The organism is Runella sp. CRIBMP (assembly GCF_009905605.1).
GTDB lineage: Bacteria > Bacteroidota > Bacteroidia > Cytophagales > Spirosomataceae > Runella.
On record NZ_JAAAKZ010000002.1, the window covers coordinates 1,114,037 to 1,131,545 of the forward strand.

A 17,509-nucleotide genomic window follows, 5' to 3' on the forward strand; every position below is an offset into this window, starting at 1 on the left:
TAACAGGATATTTGAAAAAAAAGGCAAATAAACAACTGACAGTCAATACTTTAAAAACAATTTTATAGAAATTTGTTTTTAAAGTATGTTACATTTACTTTGCAATATGCGGGCGTTAGTAGCCCTGCTTCAGGGTGCAATATTTTAAAAGCTAAAATAATGGGACTCATTAAAGAACCAAAGAACGTTGATTTATCGACAAAGTCAGAACCGTGGACTGAGCAAGAACTTATTGACTTTAGAAAAATCATGCAGGACATCAAAGACAAAAATGCAAAGCGTAAAGAGCGTTCATTACGACTTAGCACCGACAAGAAACAACCAGCCTGATACACACGAAATCGTGATGAATTTTCACGCACAGTTTGTTGAGTGAGGGAAGAGTCAGAAGCGCTAAAATAACACGCAAATATCTGTATAACAATACATTAACAAGAACAACCTTTAATACTTGCTTTTTGTAACAGAAGCATTTACTTTACGTAAAACATGCGCCAATTAGCGAGTTGCACGTCACCCTAGTAGACACACCCTGAATGAAAATTATAACTTGGAACTGTAATATGGCTTTCAGAAAAAAGGCTGACTACATTTTGACATATAAGCCAGACATTTTAATAGTTCCAGAATGTGAGCATCCCAATAAATTATTATTTCCAATCGACACACCAAAGCCAATAGACATTTTATGGTTTGGAAAAAATCAAAGCAAGGGGCTTGCAATTTTTTCATACAGTAATTTTCGTTTTAAAGTTCTTGACAATTACAATGAAAACTTACAAATGATTATTCCAATTGCTGTAACTAACGGACAAGTTGAATTTAATATGATTGCAATTTGGGCAAACAACCCAACAGACAGAGATGGACAATATATTGAACAAGTTTGGAAAGCTGTCCATCATTACAACAACTTGCTTACAGACACTAAAACAATTCTTGTTGGCGACTTTAACAGTAACAAAATTTGGGACAGAAAACATAGACAAGGCAATCACTCAAATGTTGTAAAGTTTTTGGAAGACAAAGGGATTTTCAGCACATATCATTTTCATCATAAGCAGGCACAAGGAACAGAAGACAATCCAACACTTTATATGTATAGACACAAAGACAAACCTTATCATATTGACTATTGCTTTGCTTCAAAAGACTTTTTGAATAAAGTTATATCAGTTGAAATTGGCAACTTTGATGATTGGATAATGTATAGCGACCACGTTCCAGTTATTGTTACTTTTGATAACTAAAGACAAAGAAGGGCGAACGTGCAGCAAGCCCTAGCCGTTACCTACTATATTGATTTCAAAAGACACATTTTATAAGTCAATTAAAAACGAATAAATACGCACATAGACAACCTAGTCTATAATTTACTTTATCGGCTACTCACGAACCCCAAAAACAGAAGATGATGGAATTTAGAGCATTTTTTTGCGACCCCGTAGAAGCCGACATCATTGATCTTGGCGATATGGCACAAGACACAATCATGGATACTTTTGAAAAGGTTGATTGGAATGAGTATTTGCAAAAAAGCAGCAATGCCAAGCTCGACGAAATATATTTCCACCCAACATTTGGCATCGAGAACAAGAAAAGTGGAAACGGAATTACTATTTCGGTAATTGGTGAGCCCGAGAATTATAAATTTAAAGTTACGTATAAAAGCCCCCAAAAAGTAAAATCATTTTTAGGGCTCAACGACCAGATTTCCGACAATTACTCAACAGTCATTCAAGCGACAACGAAAAACGATGCGATTGACTGCTTAAACGCTTTATTAAGAAATGACATTGCGTACTTAGAAAGCAGGGTTGGCAGATAAGGCGAAGAAGCCCAACAGACTGATTTCTAATACCTCTGATTCGTTATTCCCCTTCCTAAAACGATTTCTTGGATATGTACGAAAAAAGCATAGAAGCACTAAAAAGATATTCCGTTTTACTAGGGATATTTATTTCGGTATCGCTGCTTTTCATTGCGACGAGGGTTTATCCAGGAGGCTCGCTATTTGATAAAAATTCAGTGGGCTTTGACTGGTCAAAAAACTTTATCAGCAATTTGTTTGCACCAAAAGCCATCAATGGTGCCGACAATCCTGCGCAAATCTGGGCTGACGGCGGAATGATTTTCCTTTCGGTGAGTTTTGCCCTATTCTTCATTAAATTTTCAAAGAAAATACCCGTAAGGAGTGCCGCCAACGTCGTACAATATTTGGGAGCGGGAGGCATGCTTTTTACTTTTTTAATCGTGACCCCGTTACATGACAGTATGGTTACGCTCGCCAGCACCCTGTTTCTGTTAAGCCTATTTTACATCACTGTTTTTATTTTAAAGTCAAGGCTACACTTGTTTAAGTTCTTGTGCATTACCTGTCTGCTTATTTTTTACTATACTCTATACCTTTATGGTTCAGGTAGTTACGCCTATTTACCCATCATGCAGAAAGTTACCTTTGGCAGTACAATTATTTTGATTTTGGGTTTGGAGTATTTTACACAAAAAGAAGATTTTGAGCATATTAAACCCACCCAATCTAAAAAGTAAAGGGCGCAACTACGCGCCCTTTTGATGTGCCCAAACTGACAATGTTTTTCACCTCATACGAGGCGACGCCTCGCAAATGGGTTTAGTTAAAAAACATTTCATCGACCAACAGGAGTGCAGGTTTTCCCTTTCCTCCGTGCCATTCGGGCATTTTCGACAATGGTTTAGCCACAATTTTCAGGTAAGAGACGGTTTGCGGTTTGAATTTCCCTCCCACCGCCTGCAACAAGTGTGTCCGGTATTTGGTCGGAATAGATGGTTTTATTACCGCGATTTTCTTCAGTTGGTCGGGCGAATTTCCACCCCATACTTCAATGGATTCTGGCGGAAAAATCCCCGTTTCGGTTTCTTCCATGATGCGCAATTCTACCGAAGAAAGCAGGACAGGCTTTTTAAATTCGGCCATCAACGCCAAATCATTGTTTCTTACCCCCGCCCAATTATTGGCCCACGCGGGGCTATTGGCGTTAAAGGTGCCTAATTTTTGGTCAAAAAAGGACTTTGCTCCCTCTGCTTGATGGACGCGGTTAAGTGGCAACAGCAAACGTACGCTATCAGGCACGTAGGTTCTTTTGAAAAAGTCAAACGCCACTTCATCGCTCCCAAACCAGCCTTCTTTGTAAGCCTTGGCCCGAATGTTAGTACTTGCCTTAATGACTGTTTGGTTCGTAAAAATGGCCGATTTCACGCTATCTGGCTCGGTTCCATCTGTAGTAAACCGAATCTGAACCCCTTTGACGGGGTGGGCCAACTGCACCAATACTGGTTCATTAAAAACGGTGGATTTATTTTTGACCTGGGGTGGGTTTAACTTAATCGGATTTTTGCCATCATCTTTAAAGCCCTCAATGAACCGTATACGCGGATGGGCTTTTTGCAACTGTCGAATCTCCTCAATCGTCAGCCCGGTATTCCATACCACGATGGTATTCAAGCTTTTAAAATTCGGTATAACGGCCTGCAAATCCTTCATCGTTACTTTTGTACCCGAAATCGACAGGTTTTTGAGTTGTTTCAAAGACGTCAATTCTTTCAGGCCCTTTCCCGTAATATCCGTAAAGTTCAGGTCTAGTTTTTGCAGATTTTCAAAGGCAGTGATTTGCGAAATATCCGCATCTTTGACGGGCATTTTGGCCAGATTCAAAAACACCACCTGTTCTTTTATTTCTTTTAACTCCTTGATTTTCTCCGAATTAAAGGCAGTTTTGTTAAAGAAATTAACCGCCAATGCTGGCGATTCACGCGCGAGAGGGGAAATGCTCCGAAACTCCGTTATCAGCTTTTGAATGGTTTCTTCATCAGCCGCCGAAAAATCAAAATGCTCTTCTTCTCGCTCAACGGGTGACAAAAACGTACTGGCAATGAGCCTCAGCGAATCATTGAGGGGCAAATCAATCACTTTTTTTGTAAAATCAGCTTTGGCCTTTATCCACAACGAAAGCAGCGCAATTTCTTGCGGGTTCAGTTGCGACTTACCTATCGGCGGCATGTGTTTTTTATCTTCCGATGGCAAATGAATGCGTTGTAGCAACAGGCTAATTTCGGGTTGGCCCGCCACAAACAATTTCCCCGTTTTTCCACCTTTCAAGATAGACTTGGCATCGGTAAGCATCAGCTCTCCTTTGAGTTTGTCGGGATTATGGCAGCTGACGCATTTCTGTTCAAAAATGGGCTGAATTACGTCATTAAAGACAATGGCCTCCTCCAACGGAACAGGTGCAGATTTGAGGATTGGACCCGTGATAAAATTGTCGCCGTGGGTCAAAACCGAGCCATAATGTCCCGCCAAAACCACGCATAAAGTAGTGACCAATGCCAAACCTTTGGCCACGGGAGCTTGGTACCACGCCATGGATCGACACCAATAACCGATAGCGGCCAGAAAAAAAACCGCGATTCCCGTCCATTTATGCCACGGCAAGGTCTCTCCTTCGTAGCCCGTTTCTTTGGACAAAAATATCCCCATGATGACTGTAAAGGCTGCCGACAAAGCCCCAATCAGCCAAAAATTGGTTAAAAAGGTGCGGTAAAAGGTATTGGCGTTATTGGCGGGGTTGAATCGAAAAAATTCCATCCCCAATGCCAAAAGCAAGAGTACAATTGGAAAATGAAGAAAAAGCGGGTGCATTCTTCCGACGGGTTGCAGCCAAACGGGCACCACCAATTTGCTTTCAAACAGCAATAAAAAAAGGATAAAAATCGTGGAAACGATTAAGGCCTGCTCGGCTATGTCTATGAACTTTTTATTCATCTAATCCTAAAATCTACAAGTCGCTACAAGGGTATGCTTCGAAGCCGTTGTTGGTAAAAAAACACCAACAACCTAATTCTCAACTAATAATATCACGTACTACTTTTCCTGATACGTCGGTCAGCCGATAGCGACGGCCTAAGTGTTTAAAAATCAACTTCTCGTGATTTAGACCCAACAAATGCAAAACGGTAGCCTGAAAATCATGCACATGAACGGGGTTTCGACTGACATTATAACCCACCTCGTCTGTATCGCCATAAACTATACCCGGCTTGATGCCACCGCCCGCCATCCAAATGGTGAAGCAGCGCGGATGGTGGTCGCGACCATAATTGTCGGCCGTCAGTTTTCCTTGGCTATAACTCGTACGGCCAAATTCTCCTCCCCAAATAACCAATGTTTCATCCAACAAACCACGTTGTTTCAAATCCGTCACCAACGCCGCCGACGCTTGGTCAACGTCTTTGGCCTGACTAGTGATTTCAAACGGAAGATTGCCGTGTTGGTCCCAACCTTGGTGGTACAATTGCACAAATCGAACCCCGTTTTCGGAAAGTTTACGCGCCAAAAGGCAGTTAGCGGCGTATGTACCCGGCACTAAGCAGTCGGGGCCGTATAATTTTACAATATCGTCGGGTTCTTTCGACAAATCCATCACCTCCGGCACGGCCGTTTGCATTCGATACGCCATTTCGTATTGCTTCACTTTGGCGGCAATTTCGGGATCACCAAATTCACTGTACGAAAGCTGGTTCAGTTCGGATAAGTTGTCCAACATCTCGCGACGGGCGGCGCGGTCCATACCTTCGGGGTCGCGCAGGTACAGTACGGGGTCTTCACCTTTGCTAAACTGTACGCCCTGATGAATGGAATCCAAAAAGCCGTTGGACCAAAGTTTGGAATAAACTCCTTGCCCATTGCCGATGCCACGTGAGAGCAAAACCGTAAAATCTGGCAAGTTTTTGTTTTCATTTCCTAACCCGTAACTCAGCCACGCGCCCATGCTGGGGCGATTGCCTTGTTGGGAGCCTGTTTGGAAAAAAGTGAGGGCGGGATCATGGTTGATGGCCTCGGTGTACATGGATTTTACGATACACAAATCATCCACGATTTTGGACGTATAAGGCATTAAATCGCTTACCCAAGCGCCCGATTGGCCGTATTGTTTAAAATCCACAAACGAAGCCGCCAACGGAAACGACGCCTGATTGGCCGTCATGCCCGTGAGTCGTTGCATACCGCGCACCGACGGCGGCAGTTCCTGACCCACCATTTCGCAGAGTTTGGGTTTGTAATCAAAGGTTTCAAACTGCGAAGGAGCGCCGTTTTGGAACAAATAAATGACGCGTTTGGCTTTGGGGGCAAAATGAGGAATGCCTGGCACAAAACCAGCCTCGTCTACCTCGCCACCATTCAGTAAATTGGGTATCATCAACGACCCCAACGCCACACTTCCCAATCCCAAACTCATCGTGGACAGGAAACGACGTCGGTTAAAGGTCAGACCGTGTTCTAAAAATTCTTTTTCCATTGATGTTTGGGTAACAAAACTTAGGATTTCGTGATTGCTTCTTCCAAGTTGTAAATCGTATTGACAATGCGCATCAACGCCGCCAATTGTGTCTTATCTAGTTGGGGAGGAATGGGGTATTCGCCTACGGCTAGCAACTTTTCAGCGCTCGGCTTGGTGATTTTTTTAAGCTCTTTGTCGTAATAAGCCGCCAATATCGACACTTCCTTTTCACTGGGTTTACGGCTCACAATGAGCCTAAAAGCCTTTATGATTTTATCTTGGGTGGAGCTTTTTTCTTGCAACAACTTCGCGGCCAATACCCGCGAGGCTTCCAGCACTGTCGGGTCGTTCATCATGACCAATGCCTGCAACGGCGTATTGGTTTTCAGCCGTTTAACTTCACAAAGGTCACGGTTGCTGGCGTCAAAAATACTCATCGCTGGTGGCGGAACCGTTCGCTTAATCAACGTATACATGCCTCGACGATACAGGCTTTCTCCGTGGTCTTGGACGTACATAGAAAGCAATCCCCGGCCCGACGTAGCCCCTTCCCACAATCCAGCGGGCTGGTAAGGTTTCACGCTTGGCCCACCAATTTTGGGCACCAACAAACCACTACTTGACAGAACCACATCACGCACAAATTCGGCATGAATCCGGTAACGCGGCGCCCGGGCTAAGAAAATATTGTCGGGGTCGGTGGCCAGTTTTTCGGGCGTCACAACAGCCGACTGACGATACGTAGCCGACGTCACCATTTGCTTGACAAGGCGTTTGATATTCCAACCGTGTTCCATAAAATCGACCGCCAGCCAATCGAGCAGTTCGGGGTGACTGGGCAGCTCGCCCTGCATTCCAAAATCACCCGACGTTTTGACGATTCCTTTACCAAAAAACTCTTGCCATACCTGATTCACAAACACCCGCGCTGTGAGTGGGTTTTGCTTGTCAACCAACCACTTAGCCAAACCCAGTCGGTTTTTAGGGTAAGATTTATTGAACGGCAGAATAAAACTAGGGGTATTGGGTTGGACTTCATCGCCGGGTGCATCGTACGCCCCACGACGAAGAATGTGGGTTTTGCGCATCGTGTCCAAATCGCTCATCACCGATACAATCAGGCGGTTGGTATCGGGCTTGTTGATAAACGTCAAAATGTTTTTTACGTCGTCGTTGCTGATTTCCATCAACGGTTTTTTGGCGTAAGTTTCGGGGCCACCAATCACCGACTCGATACCCACTTCTTTGACATTGTTAAAAAACGCAAAGAGTTGGTAGTATTCTTTTTGGGAAAAAGGGTCATATTTATGGTCATGGCAATGGGCGCATTCGAGCGTCATGCCCAAGAAAGCCTTGCCAAATAAATCATTCCGGTCGGTGACGTAACCAATGCGGTATTCTTCGGGAATCACCCCACCCTCTTCCGTAATCTTATGGTTTCGGTTAAAGCCCGTCGCCAGCAATTGCTGTTTGTAAAGCGCCTCATTGTCGCGGTTGGGGAGTAAATCGCCCGCCAATTGCCAGGTCACAAATTGGTCGTATGGCATGTTGGTATTTAAGGCATGAATCACCCAATCGCGCCACGGCCACTGCGTGCGGTAGCCATCATCTTGATAACCGTGTGAATCGGCATAGCGAGCTAAATCCAGCCAATAAACCGCCATTTTCTCACCATAAGCGGGATTTTTCAGCAATTCATCCACCGCTTTTTCGTAGGCATTCGGGCTTTTATCAGCCAGAAAACTGTCCATCATTTTCAGGGTAGGCGGTAGCCCCACCAAATCAAGACTGAGTCGTCTCAACAGACGTTCTTTGTCGGCTTCTTCGTTGGGGCTAAAGCCTTTTTGCTCCTGTTTGTGCAGAATAAAATAGTCAATCTCATTTTTGGGCCAACCCTCTTTTTTTACTTCAGGAAGTGCTGGTTTTTTGGGTGCCACAAACGCCCAGTGTTTCTCGTACTTAGCCCCTTGTTTTATCCATTTTTCGATAAGTGCGATTTCGTGCGACGACAGCTTGAGATTAGACGCGGGCGGCGGCATCAGCTTGGCGGTATCTTTGGTCGTTATGCGCAAGAAAACCTCCGAAAGCTGCGGCTCTCCCGCCACAATGGCGTGGGCAGATGGATGCTCTTTCAAGGCTTGGAAGGCACTTTCGGGGTCGTCGAGTCGAAGGCCAGCCTGCCTTTTGTTGGCATCAGGCCCGTGGCAGGTCAAACATTTGTCCGAAAGAATGGGGCGAATGTCAAAATTATAGCTGACCCGGTCAGGAATATGTTCCTGCGTAGCCCGGGTCGTTGAGCTATTGGTACACGACAGCAAATACCCACCAATTACTGCCGAAATACCTATACCAAAGAAGAAAATCTTTCTCATTGTGAATCGTTAAGCCAATAAATCCATCACGGCTTTCCCTTTACCGTCGGGTGTTGTATAAAAGGGTCTTTTTTCGATTTCATACTGAGTATCAGGCGGAATCCCCAACGCATGATAAATGGTTTGATGGATACCGTCAATCTTCACGGGGTTTTCAATGGTCTTGCACGGACGCTCGTCGGCCGTTTTTCCGTATACAAACCCCTTCTTGATTCCTCCCCCAAACATCAGCATAGAACAGCCATCCGTAAAGTGGCGGTGCATTCCGTAAAACTTGATGTCGTCCAAAATCTCTGGTTGTTTGACCTGCTCCTGTACTTTGGCTTCGGGGCGGCCCTCTACCATCATATCGCGACTGAATTCACTGGCGAGGACAATCAAGGTGCGGTCGAGATGCCCCGATTTATCCAAATCCTTCACAAGCTGAGCAATAGGCCCATCAATCTGCTTTTTCATGTCCACCAAGCGCGTATGGCCATTTTCGTGCGTATCCCAGCCAAAGAAAGGCTCATATTCGGTGGTCACACTGATAAAACGAGCACCTTGCTCGGTCAATCTTTTGGCCAACAAACAGCCTAAACCAAAGCGCCCAGTATTATAAATATCGTAGCTTTCTTTCGGTTCAGTGGTTAAATTAAACGCCTTGGCTTCGGGCGAATTGAGGAGCATATAGGCCTGTTCCATTGAGCGTTTCAGCGATTCTTTTTGGTAATCACTACCAAACTCACCCACAGGGCTATTACTGATTAAATCATTGTACAATTGATTTCGGCGCTCAAAACGCTTGGCATCCATTCCAACGGGCGGACGCACACTTTCTAACCCTTGGCTAGGGTCAGGAATGAAAAACGGGCCAAACTCATTCCCTAAAAATCCTGCCGTATGAAAGGCTTTCAGCTCTTCGGCTTCACCAACGGTAAACCGCTGACCGATGTCAATAAAAGCAGGAATAACGGGGTTTTTAGGACCCAATTCTTTGGCAATCCACGCCCCCATGTGCGGCGCGGCCACCGTTTGAGGTGGCTCATAACACGTATGCCAGTGGTACTGATGACGTGAGTGTAATATATGGCCCATATCTGCCGCCACATACGACCGAATGAGCGTTCCCTTATCCATCACTTTACCGATAGATTGCAATCCTTCGGAGAAATTGATTCCGTCCAAAACGGTCGGAATGGGTTTAAAGGTACTCAGGACCCGGTTGCCTTCCATTCCTTTTTCAAAAGCCGTATATCTCTTGGGGTCAAAGGTTTCGGTATGGGCCATTCCGCCTGCCATCCACAGCAAAATTACCGTATCGGCGGTTCCATTCGTCTGTCCTACGAGTTTACTTTTACAACTTGACAACAGGCTCGGCATGGGAGCACTTGCGGCCAAAGCGGCCAAGGTTGCAGCACTGGTTTTTTGAAGAAATTCTCTTCTATTCCATCTATTTTTCATGATAAACATTGCGGTTTATACAAAATTCTACAAAGTTTTCGCCCCTGTGGGGGCCTTTTAGATTCTTCACAATTGGTGGGATTTTCACCGCCAACCTCTCTTCTACCATCAATAAATCAACTGAAACTCAGGGTGCAGTGTCATGGCCCAAACCAAATCCTGAATTCCTTCGTCGGTTGGTTTGGGGCCAATAATTTTTTGAGCCGCCGCGAGTTCTTTAGACAACGGCTCTCGTCCCAGCGACTTTTTGTACAGTTCTTTCACCAACATTTCGGAGGTCGGGTATTTGACTTTCCAAATTTTCGCACCGTTTTTCAGGGCTTCATTAAATTGGGTGCCATTGGTCAATTCCAACGCTTGCAAAAGATTCGCCTGTGAGTTTCGACTTGTGCTCACCGTTTCTCGATTCGGTCGCCCCAAGGCCGTCAAGAAGGGGTCTCTTTTTACCAAAGATGCCCGCGTGAAAGGAATCTCTTGTTTGATGGTTTCGGGTAATTGCTTAAAAACAATCGCGGTATCTACATAAATTGGATTAAAAACCACACTTACGGCATCAGCAAACTGCTCCGCCGTCAATCGCCGGCGCACCATTCCTTGAAATACAAAGTCGGGTGCTGTCACCAACCCTGCATCCTTGATACCAATAGAAGGCAACTGATAGGTCTTGGAAGTCAAAATGGTATACATTAGTTTCTTAATATCGTAGCCATTCGCCGCAAAATCAGAAGCCAACCAATCCAGCAAATCCTGGCTCCAAGGCAGATTGTCCATGGCATCTACGGGCTCAACAATACCCCTGCCCATGAGTTGCGCCCATACTCGATTTACCAACGTACGATAAAGTCGTCCGTCTTTGGGCTGTACCAAAAACTCCGCCAGTTCTTTAAGTCGTTCTTCGGTCACAGGGGTCTCCTTGATTTGACCTAGTTCTTTGAACAACAACCCACGCCCAGCCAGCTTACCCGTGGGCTTATCACAACGGTGGATTTCCAACGTAGTATCGGCAAAAACGTTGGCAAACGCGTAGGCGTCTTCCAGTTTCCAGTCGCTGATAAAACTATCGTGGCAAGAGGCGCATTTCAGGTTTAGCCCCAGAAACACCTGTGCCACATTTTGGGCGGCTTGCATTTCATTGCGCTGACTAGCATTAATGGTGCCGCGCCATTTAATCCCTTTAATAAACCCTGCCGACTCTTTCGTTGGGCTGATTAACTCTTTGACAAACAGATTGTACGGTTTATTGTTTTTGAGGGATGAATACAACCATTTTGTGATATTAAAACGCCCACCCGTGATGTACCCTGTTCCGGAATAATCATTACGAAGGGCATCGTTCCAAAACGTCAACCAATGCTGCGCGTAGTCTTCGTTGCGAGCCAACAAACTTTTGACCAATATTTCCCGTTTGTCGGGGCGATTATCTTCGATAAACACCTGAATATTTTCGGGAGAAGGTAACAAACCAATAACGTCCAAATAAACCCGGCGGATGTAGGTTCGGTCATCGACGACATTCTTCCAAGCAATTTTGTTTTTCTGAAAATACGCATTGACCAAACGGTCAACGGGTTGCGTAAATTGGGCGGTTGCGGGGGGCAGTTCAGGCATACGAGGTGCCATTTCTGCCACCCGATAAATGCTTTTTTCGGGGCCATCGGGCCACGGAGCGCCTTGTTTTATCCAAAACTCCAAGAGAGCCACTTCTTTTTCACTGAGACGTTTGCCTTTGGTGGGCATTGCTTCTTTATGGCCCGTTGGAAGGGTGATTCTACGTATAATTTCACTTTTGTCGGGATTTCCCGCGACGATAATCGGGCCGTCTTCGCCGCCTTTAAAGATAAATTCTTTTTTGTCTAGCCGTAATTCTCCTTTAGTTTTGGTTGCACTGTGGCAACTGTAACAATTATGGGCCAAGATGGACCTCACTTCCACGTTCAATTCCACAATTTGTTCCTGCGTGAGGGGCTGATTAGTGTTGGCAAACGTAAAGTTTGCCCCCCCTTCGGTATTTTCTTTTTGGTCTTTGTTGAAAGGTAAAACGCCGGTCAGATAATCTTCTCCGTGCGTCAGTAAAGCGCCGTAGTGCCCAGCCAATGTGACCCCGCCTACGGTCATAAAAAGCATGGTTTTATAAAGCGAGGCGCGCCCCGTACGAAGGGCAAACAATGAACCTAATGCAAAAACCATGGTGGCAATGCCCGACCATTGGTGAATGGTGACGGTATCGCCGCCGTATTCGTCTTGATTGGCTAAAAGTAAACCCAACGCTACGGCCAACACCGAGCTGACGGCCCCAATCCAAACCAGAGCGGTGATGCCAGCGCGCAATTCGACTGATTTGCGCCGCCAACCAACAATTTCAAGTATTAACGCTACGCAAAGCAAACTGATGGGGAAGTGGACGACCAAGGGGTGTAATCGGCCTAAAAACTGCCAAAGCCAGAAGATTTCTGTGGTTTCCTGCACGGTTTTTAACAAAAATAAGGGTGGTAAAATTTGGTTAAGAAAGTACCTGTCGTAGAAAGCAAAATTGCCCTTTAGATTACGACAGGTACTTGTAAATGTACTACTTATAAAAGCGGACTCTTTATCAAATCCTACTTATAAAAGTCGTCCTGCTATTGGTAACCGGGATTTTGAGTGAGTTTGCTGTTAATCAAAATTTGCGGTGCCGGAATTGGCAGGTAATACTCAAAATCACTGTATACATAGTCGAGCGCGTTGAAGGCAATTCCGCCTCTTGAAACGGTCGGATTCGTTTTTTCTTTGGCCGCGTAAGCATTCATAAACGCCGCCAATTCAGCTGGGGTTTTTGTGCGTTGCAAATCAAACCAACGGTGGTTCTCAAATGCAAGCTCAACGCGTCTTTCTTTAAGTACTGCAGTACGGTAAGAGTCTTTTGTCAATCCCGTCAACTCCGCCAGCCCTGCCCGCTTACGTACTTGATTCAGATAGCCCAAGGCTTCGGCATCTGGTCCAGTAGCTTCGTTGATGGCTTCGCCGAGCATCAACAACACATCCGAATATCTGAGCACAGGCCAGTTATTGTCAGAGCGCCCCGTGATGGTGTGCGGATAGCGGTATTTATTGACAAAAGGAATCGACACAACTGTACCGTTGAGGGTGTAGCTAGTTTGCAAAGAAATATCTTTACGAAGGTCGCCGGGTTCGTAGGCAGCAATCATGTCATTGGTGGGGATATTACGACCGCTTGGCGTAGTATTGGCAAATCCCGTTACGGCTCCCTGAGAAAGGCGTGGCGCAAATAAATAAACAAAGTTGCTTTGCTCACCCAAGTCGTTGCCACCCTGATACTGAACTTCAAAGATGGATTCTACACCGTTCTTCTTGGTGGGGTCAAAATTATCCTTGTAATTGGCATACAAAGAATAACCCAATGGCAACACCTGCTTCAGCGTAGAAACCGCTTCTGGATAACGCTTGAGGGTCAGATACACCTTACCCAACAAACTCAGCGCGGCTCCCTTCGTGACCCGTCCTCTGCCCGCAGCAGGATAAGTGGTAGGCAGTAAGTTGACGGCATCTTTCAGGTCGGCTTCGATTTGCTTATACACCTCTGCTTGCGGCGATTTTACCAAATCAAAAGCTTCGTTGGGGTTTTTTAATGTTTTGGTGACCAACACAACATCCCCAAAATAACGGACCAAATTAAAGTAATGGTAAGCTCTGATGAATTTCAATTGACCTCCAATGGTGCTCTTGGCGGCGGCGTCAATGGTGCTAGTTTCAAGCTTTTCCAGTGCATAGTTGATATTGTACATTGCAGAATAATGGTTATTCCACAAAGCTGCTACTTCGCCATTGCCGGGGTTAACGGTCGAAAATTCAAACGCTTCCCAACCAGCTGCCCCCCCACGGTCAAGGGGGTTGAAATCAAGCGTTGTGTTGTCGGACATAAATTCCTGTCCCAGATACGCCGTATTTGTGATTTGCTGCAACTGACCATACACGCCGTTGAGTGCCTGCTCAAACTGGGTTTGGTTTTGGTAGAAAATATCTGTACTAATCCGGGTCGGGTCAGTGGTCGTCAGGAAGTCATCGTTACACGAAAACTGAACCAAGCCAAGCGTTACAAGTATAAAAGAGGTTATTTTTTTCATTTCTGCGTAGAATTAAAAGTTAAACTTAGCACCAACCGCCAACGTTCTTGGAACAGGATATGACTCATCGTCATTGTTCAATTCCGTGCCGCCTCTCACACCCGCATCAGGGTTGTTGCCAGGGTATTTCGTAAATAAGAACAAGTTGTTGGCCGTTACGAAAATACGGGCATCGCTCAGTACTGATTTGAATTTAGGAAGGTTATAACCGATGGTTACAGCCTTTAACCAAACGTAGCTACCATCGTATACGTAGCGCTCACTGCTCTCGCGTGACCATTTGAAGTAGTTGGTTCCACCCTGTGAATTTTTAGCGTTTGGATTAGATCCTGGATTGGAAGGTGATCTCCAGCGGTCTTTCGCTTTGTCCAATACGTTAAACACGCCGTCCATGTTCATGGTCGATGCTTCTATGTTGCGATAGATGTCAAAATCGTGCGCTCCCACAAATAAAACGTTCAGGTCAAAGCGACGATAATCGGCCGCCACGGTCCATGCCCACGTAAAAGCAGGATTTGGATTTCCGATTTCAACCATGTCCTGTGTATCATACGACACCACGCCGTCGCCGTTGGTATCGGCAAATTTCATACCGCCCGGAATCACTCCGTCTTGCTTAGGCCACGCGTCGATTTCGGCTTGTGTATTGAAGATACCCAATTTTTGATACCCGTAAATCATCCCAATAGGACGGCCCACTTTCTGTACGTTATAGCCCCCATAAAATCCACCATACCAAAGCATATCATTGGCTCCTTTGATGGCTAATATTTTGCTGCGGTTTACGGTAAGGTTGGCATTGGTGCGGAAATTTACTTTTCCGATGGTGGTTCTAAAGTCAGCACTTACTTCTACTCCACGGTTCTGCACTTTTCCAATGTTGTCCAAACTTGAAGTAAAACCTGACACCGCTGGGATAGAAATTGGCAACAACATGTCGTTGGTAATTTTGCTGTAATATTCAAACGTGAAGGTCAGCTTGTTGTTGAAAGTAGCCACGTCCAAACCAATGTCCAACTGGTTTGACTTCTCCCATTTTAGGTTGGAGTTGGCAAATGAACTAATCACTTTCCCTGCGGCAAATGCATTGCCAAGAATATAGTTGTTGGCTCCCACAAACGCCAAACTTGGGTAGTTACCGATGTTGTTGTTACCCGTTACCCCCCAGCTTGCTCTCAGTTTCACGTCTGTCAACCAAGAAGCTTTAGGCATAAATGACTCTTCCGTCAATCTCCAACCTACTGAAGCAGCCGGGAAATCTCCGTATTTGTTTTGAGCACCAAAACGTGAACTTCCCTCACGACGGAACGACGCCGAAAGTAGGTATTTATCTTTGTAAGAATAATTGGCGCGGGCAAAATACGCCAACAGTCCCCAACCATACTCGTACGAGTTGGAAGAGCGAATAGATGCCGCACCCAAATAAGGCACCACATCATCTGGGAATGTATTTCCTGAGCCATCCACGCCGTAGACCGTTTCTTTTTGAGAAGTTACTCCCAGCAAAAAGTCCATGGACTGATTGGCACCGATTTTGGGCGTGTAGGTCAAGAGTTGGTCAAAAGAGTAATTACGCAACTGCTCGTTTATATCCCGCGCTGTCGCGATTCTTGGTGGCGCACCCGCTGTTCCAGAAGCCACCGATAAACCGATAGTTGACGGGACATACTCTTTATATGCGTTGAAATTAATCTTGGCATTGACCGAAGTACGGAATTTCAGATTCTTCAAAATCGCAATTTCTGCAAAACCGTTGGCAAGCACATCTCCTATGTTTCTTCTTCTGATAACGTTGTTAAGTACAAATACAGGGTTAGGAAAACCAAACGCTCCGTCAACCCCGCCAATGTAAGGGCGCATCGTGCCGTCATCATTGTAAATTGGTTCACGCGGGTCCATCAACAACGCACCACCCACTAAGGCACTGCGACCGTCAGTATTGGCTACGTTTTGTTTGGTGTAGCTACCGTTTACGTTCATCCCAACGGTCAGGAACTTAGTAACCTCACCCCCGATATTGCTACGAATCGAAATTCGGTCGTAATTCGTCTTTATGATAGAGCCTTCCTCCTTAAAATACCCCACCGAAAGCATTGATTTAAGTGGCCCTTTTCCCGACGAAATCGTCAGGTTTACGTCCATATATGGGGCATTATTGCGCATAATGGCTCCGAACCAGTCGGTCGAGTACTTGGTCTGCTCTGGATACCGGAAACCAATAGGTACCTCTTCCAGTTTTGGTTCTCTATTCTGGAAATAACGGATACCATCTTCAAAAATCTCCTTTTTAAACTGGGCAAATTCAACCCCATTGAGCATTTTTACCCTTCTAGAATCAGGTACATTCTGAATACCATAATCAATGGAAAGATTCACGTTGACTTTGCCTTCTTTGGCGCTTTTGGTAGTAATCAACACTACCCCGTTAGAACCTCTCGCTCCATAAATCGCGGTTGAGGCAGCATCTTTTAAAACCGTGATGCTTTCGATGTCGTTGGGGTTTAAGTTTTGACCAACCGACGTACCCACGGCAAATCCGTCAATTACATACAGAGGGTCACTACCCGCACCTAACGAACCTATACCCCGTACCCGTACTTCAAATATTCCGCCTGGCGTACCGCTTTTCTGCTTAACCACCACCCCAGCAGCACGGCCCTGAAGCAACTGGTTCATGTTGTTGGCGGGCTGCTCACCAATATCTTTCATATTGATGACCGATACTGCCGATGTAATATCCTGCTTCCGTTGCGAACCGTATCCCACAACGACCACTTCCTGCAAGGCTTTCAAGTCTTCTTCGAGCGTAACGTCAATGGTTTTCCGCCCTTGGCTATTAATGGTTTGGCTAATCAAACCCACGTACGAAAAAACCAGTGTCGGGTTCGTCTTTGTCGTAGTAATTTTATACTCACCCTCCGAGTTGGTCGTAGCACCATTGGTTGTTCCCTGCTCAAGAATAGTTGCCCCGGGGATTCCCAAACCGTTGGCGGTGGTTACCTTGCCCTGAATTTGCACCCCTTGTGCTACTCCCTTAAAGGCAAGCAGCATACAAAGAATAAATAGTCGAATTTGTCTCATAATAAAGGTTGTGTTAAGGGTTGTTTAAATTGTTTAATTAACTTTTGAAAGTGATGAGGACGGAATAGTAAGTTACATAGATGAATAGGATTAAATGGTGTTTTTTTGATGTGAGTTACTGAACTGCATAAATAAAATTTGATATTTTTAAGCTTTACTACAACCATCTGATTTT

At 45.3% G+C, this 17,509-nt stretch carries 11 protein-coding genes; 4 read left to right on the forward strand and 7 right to left on the reverse strand.

The window, feature by feature from the left end:
* The first annotated feature begins 159 nt into the window (after positions 1-159).
* From GVN20_RS09805 to GVN20_RS09820, 4 genes are all read left to right on the forward strand, one after another.
* Entirely contained in the window at positions 160-330 is a 171-nt protein-coding gene (locus tag GVN20_RS09805; protein ID WP_166558123.1) for a hypothetical protein, read from the forward strand.
* Between the two features lie 206 nt (positions 331-536).
* Positions 537-1,250 carry an endonuclease/exonuclease/phosphatase family protein gene (locus tag GVN20_RS09810; protein ID WP_166558124.1) on the forward strand — a complete coding sequence of 238 codons (714 nt, stop codon included), beginning with the start codon at positions 537-539 and terminating at the stop codon, positions 1,248-1,250.
* Positions 1,251-1,411: 161 nt separating this feature from the next.
* Positions 1,412-1,828, forward strand: a complete 417-nt coding sequence (locus tag GVN20_RS09815; RefSeq protein WP_166558125.1) for a hypothetical protein — start codon at positions 1,412-1,414, stop codon at positions 1,826-1,828.
* A gap of 74 nt (positions 1,829-1,902) precedes the next feature.
* On the forward strand, positions 1,903-2,550 hold the full coding sequence (locus tag GVN20_RS09820; RefSeq protein WP_166558126.1) for a hypothetical protein: 648 nt from the start codon (positions 1,903-1,905) through the stop codon (positions 2,548-2,550).
* Positions 2,551-2,632: 82 nt separating this feature from the next.
* Here the strand turns inward: GVN20_RS09820 and GVN20_RS09825 are convergent, their stop codons facing one another.
* From GVN20_RS09825 to GVN20_RS09855, 7 genes are all read right to left on the reverse strand, one after another.
* Complete coding sequence (locus GVN20_RS09825) at positions 2,633-4,801, reverse strand: c-type cytochrome domain-containing protein (RefSeq protein ID WP_166558127.1); 2,169 nt, start codon at positions 4,799-4,801, stop codon at positions 2,633-2,635.
* A 79-nt stretch (positions 4,802-4,880) separates the two neighbouring features.
* Positions 4,881-6,335, reverse strand: a complete 1,455-nt coding sequence (locus tag GVN20_RS09830) for a DUF1501 domain-containing protein (RefSeq protein ID WP_166558128.1) — start codon at positions 6,333-6,335, stop codon at positions 4,881-4,883.
* 20 nt (positions 6,336-6,355) lie between these two features.
* Complete coding sequence (locus GVN20_RS09835) at positions 6,356-8,689, reverse strand: PSD1 and planctomycete cytochrome C domain-containing protein (protein ID WP_166558129.1); 2,334 nt, start codon at positions 8,687-8,689, stop codon at positions 6,356-6,358.
* 9 nt (positions 8,690-8,698) lie between these two features.
* A complete protein-coding gene (locus GVN20_RS09840) occupies positions 8,699-10,132 on the reverse strand; it encodes a DUF1501 domain-containing protein (RefSeq protein ID WP_166558130.1) in 1,434 nt (477 codons plus the stop codon).
* Positions 10,133-10,240: 108 nt separating this feature from the next.
* Positions 10,241-12,598, reverse strand: a complete 2,358-nt coding sequence (locus GVN20_RS09845; RefSeq protein ID WP_166558131.1) for a DUF1549 domain-containing protein — start codon at positions 12,596-12,598, stop codon at positions 10,241-10,243.
* 152 nt (positions 12,599-12,750) lie between these two features.
* Complete coding sequence (locus tag GVN20_RS09850; RefSeq protein ID WP_166558132.1) at positions 12,751-14,253, reverse strand: RagB/SusD family nutrient uptake outer membrane protein; 1,503 nt, start codon at positions 14,251-14,253, stop codon at positions 12,751-12,753.
* Between the two features lie 12 nt (positions 14,254-14,265).
* Entirely contained in the window at positions 14,266-17,334 is a 3,069-nt protein-coding gene (locus GVN20_RS09855; protein WP_166558133.1) for a TonB-dependent receptor, read from the reverse strand.
* Between the last annotated feature and the right edge of the window lie 175 nt (positions 17,335-17,509).

Bases quoted from the DNA above. Each gene is read 5' to 3' on its own strand.
- GVN20_RS09805 (WP_166558123.1), top strand. From the start codon at position 160: ATGGGACTCATTAAAGAACCAAAGAACGTTGATTTATCGACAAAGTCA.
- GVN20_RS09810 (WP_166558124.1), top strand. From the start codon at position 537: ATGAAAATTATAACTTGGAACTGTAATATGGCTTTCAGAAAAAAGGCT.
- GVN20_RS09815 (WP_166558125.1), top strand. From the start codon at position 1,412: ATGATGGAATTTAGAGCATTTTTTTGCGACCCCGTAGAAGCCGACATC.
- GVN20_RS09820 (WP_166558126.1), top strand. From the start codon at position 1,903: ATGTACGAAAAAAGCATAGAAGCACTAAAAAGATATTCCGTTTTACTA.
- GVN20_RS09825 (WP_166558127.1), bottom strand. From the start codon at position 4,801: ATGAATAAAAAGTTCATAGACATAGCCGAGCAGGCCTTAATCGTTTCC.
- GVN20_RS09830 (WP_166558128.1), bottom strand. From the start codon at position 6,335: ATGGAAAAAGAATTTTTAGAACACGGTCTGACCTTTAACCGACGTCGT.
- GVN20_RS09835 (WP_166558129.1), bottom strand. From the start codon at position 8,689: ATGAGAAAGATTTTCTTCTTTGGTATAGGTATTTCGGCAGTAATTGGT.
- GVN20_RS09840 (WP_166558130.1), bottom strand. From the start codon at position 10,132: ATGAAAAATAGATGGAATAGAAGAGAATTTCTTCAAAAAACCAGTGCT.
- GVN20_RS09850 (WP_166558132.1), bottom strand. From the start codon at position 14,253: ATGAAAAAAATAACCTCTTTTATACTTGTAACGCTTGGCTTGGTTCAG.
- GVN20_RS09855 (WP_166558133.1), bottom strand. From the start codon at position 17,334: ATGAGACAAATTCGACTATTTATTCTTTGTATGCTGCTTGCCTTTAAG.